Genomic DNA, 3,084 nt, shown 5'->3' with positions numbered 1-3,084 from the left:
GGACACCGACACCAGCACCGCGATGATCGCCACCAGCATTCCGAAGGCCGAGAGCTGGTTGCCACGCCGCGCGGTGGCGGGTGAATTCATCATGTGCAGGCCGAGCACGAAGGCCACCGCACCGAACAGCGAGGCGAGCCGGACGCCGTTGTCCACGGTCACGCGGTCTCACCGCTCTTCGCGCCGACGCCGGCGTCAGCGCCACCGCCGACGCCAGCATCAGCGCCACCGCCGACAGGTTTGGCTCCGCTCCCCGGGACCGGGCGTTTACGGAACATCTGCAGCATCCGGTCGGTCACCGCGTAGCCACCCACCACGTTGGCCGCCCCGAAGGCGGCCGCCACGAAGGTCAGGACGTAGCCGAACGGCCCGTCGACGAAGGAAGCGAGGATCACCACGCCGACCAGCACCACGCCGTGGATGGAGTTGGCGCCCGACATCAGCGGGGTGTGCAGCGTGGCCGGCACCTTGCTGATCACCTCGAAGCCCACCAGCAGGGCCAACACGAAGATGGTCAGGTTGCCGACGAAGCCCTGGGTCATGACAGCCGTCCTTCACTCGAACCGACGCCGGCGGTCGGCGCGTGCACCGCGGCCACCGCCGGGGACACGATCTGGCCGCCGTGGCTGATCACCACACCACGCTGGATCTCGTCGTCCAGGTCGATGACGAGTTCGCCGTCACGGACCAGGTGCTGCACCAGCGCGCTCATGTTGCGCGAGAGCGCCTGCGAGGCACTGGTCGCCATCCGGGCCGGCAGGTTCGTCGCCCCGACCACCCGGACGCCGTTGCTGGTCAGCACCGTCTCACCCGGGACCGAGCCCTCCACGTTGCCGCCGAGCCGGCTGGCCGCGAGGTCGACCAGGACCGAGCCCGGCCGCATCCGGGCCACGGTGGCGGCCGTGACCAGCACCGGCGGGGTCCGGCCGGGCACCTGGGCGGTGGTGATCACGATGTCGTGCCGGGCGATGTGCTCGGCCAGTTCCTGCTGCTGGGCCTGGCGCTCCTCGGCCGTGAGCTCGCGGGCGTAGCCGCCCTCGCCGGCCGCGGCGATGCCCGCCTTGAGCTCGACGAACTTCGCGCCGAGGGACTTGACCTCCTCGCGGGCGGCCGGCCGCACGTCGTAGCCGCTGACCACCGCGCCCAGCCGGCGGGCGGTGCCGATCGCCTGCAGCCCGGCGACACCAGCACCCAGCACCAGCACCGCGGCCGGCTTGGAGGTGCCGGCCGCGGTCATCAGCAGCGGGAAGAACCGGTCGTAGTGCTCGGCGGCGACCAGCACAGCCTTGTAGCCGGCGACGCTGGCCTGCGAGCTCAGCGCATCCATCGACTGCGCCCTGGTCAGCGTCCGGGGCAGGCCGTCCAGGCTGATCATGGTGACGCCGCGCTCGGTCATGGCGCCGACCAGTTCCGGGTTGGTCAGGGGCGACAGCAGGCCCAGGTAGCTCTGGCCTGAGCGCAGCATGCCCAGGACGTCCTCGGCGGGCGGGCCCACGGACAGCACCAGATCGGCCTCGGCCACCAGCTCGGACCGGCCCAGCAGCCGGGCGCCGGCGGCCAGGTAGGCCTCGTCGTCGAACCAGGCAGCGGTGCCGGCGCCGGTCTCGACCAGCACCTGCACCCCCAGGGCCTGCAGTCGCTTCACCCCGTCGGGGTCGAGCGCGACCCGCCGTTCGTGAGCGGCCGTCTCTTTCACCACCGCGACCCGCAGGGTGCTCATCCGGCATTGCCTTTCGATGTGAGGTGACCTGATCGGGCAGCGCGCGCCGCCCGGACCATCGAACCGGGGACGACCCGGTCAATCTCGAAGAAACACTAGCTGGTCCCCGGCGCAATACGTGACCTTGCGCACAGGCGCTCGATCGTGCCTCGCCGGACGCGAGGGGGATCGGCAGCGGAGTTGGTAGTATCGGGCTCTAAAGTGCGTGCCGTTCAGGTCTCCGACTGCCGTGAGCCAGGATTTCCGGATGGCCGGCCGCGCACGAGATTCCGAGAAGAATTCGAGGCTAGCGTGACCGCACCCGTGCCTGCTCCCGAGGGCATCACCAACCCGCCGATCGACGAGCTGCTGGACCGGACCGGCTCCAAGTACGCCCTGGTCATCGTGGCCGCCAAGCGGGCCCGCCAGATCAACGCCTACTACAGCCAGCTCGGCGAGGGCCTGCTCGAATATGTCGGCCCGATGGTCGAGACGGCGCCGCAGGAGAAGGCGCTGTCGATCGCGCTGCGCGAGATCAACTCCGACCTGATCGAGTTCAAGCCGTCCGAGGCCTAGGCCAGGACCCGGGGATCGAGTGGCGCGCTACCGTGGCTGACTCGACCCCCGAACCGGCGCAGGCGCAGCCGGGCCGCCGGGTGGTGCTCGGCGTGTCCGGAGGCATCGCCGCGTACAAGGCGGCCGAGCTGCTGCGCCGGCTGACCGAGGCCGGCCACGACGTCACGGTGGTCCCGACCGAGGCCGCACTGCGGTTCGTCGGCCAGCCGACCTGGGCGGCGCTGTCGCACAACCCGGTGGCCACCGACGTCTGGACCGGCGCCGAGCAGGTGCCGCACGTCCGGCTGGGCCGGCAGGCCGAGCTGGTGGTGGTGGCCCCGGCGACCGCCGACCTGATGGCCAAGGCCGCGCACGGCATGGCCGATGACCTGCTCACCAACACCCTGCTGACCGCCCGGTGCCCGGTGCTGTTCGCCCCCGCGATGCACACCGAGATGTGGCTGCACCCGGCCACCGTGGCCAACGTCGCCACCCTGCGCAGCCGTGGTGCGACGGTGCTGGAGCCCGCCTACGGCCGGTTGACCGGCACCGACACCGGCCAGGGCCGGCTTCCCGAACCGGACGAGATCGCCCGGCTGGCCGAGCTGCTGCTGCGCCGGCCGGACGCGCTGCCGCCGGACCTGGCAGGACGCCGGGTGCTGATCACCGCCGGCGGGACTCGGGAGGCGCTGGACCCGGTGCGGTTCCTGGGCAACCGGTCCTCCGGCCGGCAGGGCTTCGAGCTGGCCACGGTCGCCGCCGCCCGTGGCGCCCAGGTGACCCTGGTGGCCGCCAATGTGGAGCTGCCGAGCCCCGCGGGCAGCGAGGTG

The 3,084-nt window shown here is 71.9% G+C and carries 5 protein-coding genes; 2 read left to right on the top strand and 3 right to left on the bottom strand.

The features are described from left to right. The 3 genes from VF542_RS12895 to VF542_RS12885 all read right to left on the bottom strand — a co-directional run. On the bottom strand, positions 1-162 hold a 162-nt coding region (locus tag VF542_RS12895; RefSeq protein ID WP_408652110.1), incomplete at its 3' end, for an NAD(P)(+) transhydrogenase (Re/Si-specific) subunit beta. Then, positions 159-542 carry an NAD(P) transhydrogenase subunit alpha gene (locus tag VF542_RS12890; protein WP_408652108.1) on the bottom strand — a complete coding sequence of 128 codons (384 nt, stop codon included), beginning with the start codon at positions 540-542 and terminating at the stop codon, positions 159-161. The genes VF542_RS12895 and VF542_RS12890, both read right to left, overlap by 4 nt. Then, a complete protein-coding gene (locus VF542_RS12885) occupies positions 539-1,720 on the bottom strand; it encodes a Re/Si-specific NAD(P)(+) transhydrogenase subunit alpha (protein WP_408652107.1) in 1,182 nt (393 codons plus the stop codon). Before VF542_RS12885 ends, VF542_RS12890 begins: the two co-directional genes overlap by 4 nt. 291 nt (positions 1,721-2,011) lie before the next feature. Between VF542_RS12885 and rpoZ the strand changes: the two genes are divergently transcribed. Next, entirely contained in the window at positions 2,012-2,275 is a 264-nt protein-coding gene (gene rpoZ, locus VF542_RS12880; RefSeq protein ID WP_408652106.1) for a DNA-directed RNA polymerase subunit omega, read from the top strand. 80 nt (positions 2,276-2,355) lie between these two features. Then, on the top strand, positions 2,356-3,084 hold a 729-nt coding region (gene coaBC, locus VF542_RS12875; protein WP_408652109.1), incomplete at its 3' end, for a bifunctional phosphopantothenoylcysteine decarboxylase/phosphopantothenate--cysteine ligase CoaBC.

The organism is Jatrophihabitans sp. (assembly GCF_036389215.1).
Classification (GTDB): domain Bacteria; phylum Actinomycetota; class Actinomycetes; order Mycobacteriales; family Jatrophihabitantaceae; genus Jatrophihabitans_A.
The sequence above is the reverse complement of the archived record's forward strand: the minus strand, read 5'-3'. Positions and strand labels throughout refer to the sequence as shown.

Coding starts and splice junctions, on each gene's coding strand:
- VF542_RS12890 (WP_408652108.1), bottom strand. CDS start 542: ATGACCCAGGGCTTCGTCGGCAACCTGACCATCTTCGTGTTGGCCCTG.
- VF542_RS12885 (WP_408652107.1), bottom strand. CDS start 1,720: ATGAGCACCCTGCGGGTCGCGGTGGTGAAAGAGACGGCCGCTCACGAA.